This is a genomic window from Pseudomonas sp. EA_65y_Pfl1_P113, from assembly GCF_963970525.1.
GTDB classification, from domain to species: Bacteria; Pseudomonadota; Gammaproteobacteria; order Pseudomonadales; family Pseudomonadaceae; genus Aquipseudomonas; species Aquipseudomonas tritici.
Genome location: NZ_CAXAQM010000238.1, coordinates 1 through 607, shown reverse-complemented (window position 1 = coordinate 607; position 607 = coordinate 1). Strand labels below are relative to the sequence as shown.

General features: G+C 62.6%; 1 protein-coding gene. It reads left to right on the top strand.

The genetic code is table 11. The annotated features are described in order from the left end of the window. A partial coding sequence (locus AACY52_RS29345; RefSeq protein WP_339561224.1) for an enolase C-terminal domain-like protein occupies window positions 1-567 on the top strand: 567 nt, incomplete at its 5' end. Window positions 568-607 lie beyond the last annotated feature (40 nt).

Sequence of the window (607 nt, the reverse complement as noted above, 5' to 3'; positions counted from 1 at the left end):
GCGCTCGATTGCGCCGCGACCGAATTCTACAAGAACGGCAAGTATGAGATTTCGGGCGAGGGCAAGAGCCTGTCGAGCCATGAGATGGCCGAATATCTTGCCGATCTGACGCGCCGCTATCCGATCTTCTCGATCGAAGACGGCATGGCCGAAGACGATTGGGAGGGCTGGAAGGCGCTGACCGACATGGTCGGCAATAAGGTTCAGCTGGTCGGCGACGATCTCTTCGTCACCAACGTCAAGCGCCTGGCCGAGGGCATCAAGGCCGGCCGCGCCAATTCGATCCTGATTAAGGTCAACCAGATCGGCACGCTGACCGAGACGCTGGCCGCCGTCGAGATGGCGCACAAGGCCGGCTACACCTCGGTGATGTCGCACCGCTCCGGCGAGACCGAGGATTCCACCATCGCCGACCTCGCGGTCGCCACCAATTGCGGTCAGATCAAGACCGGCTCCCTTGCGCGGTCCGATCGCACCGCCAAATACAACCAGCTGCTGCGCATCGAGCAGCAGCTGGGCAAGCAGGCGCTGTATGGCGGCAAGGCGGCCCTGAAGGCGCTGGCATAAGCCGGCGTTCCCACCAACCAGACGGGGAGGATCGACATGA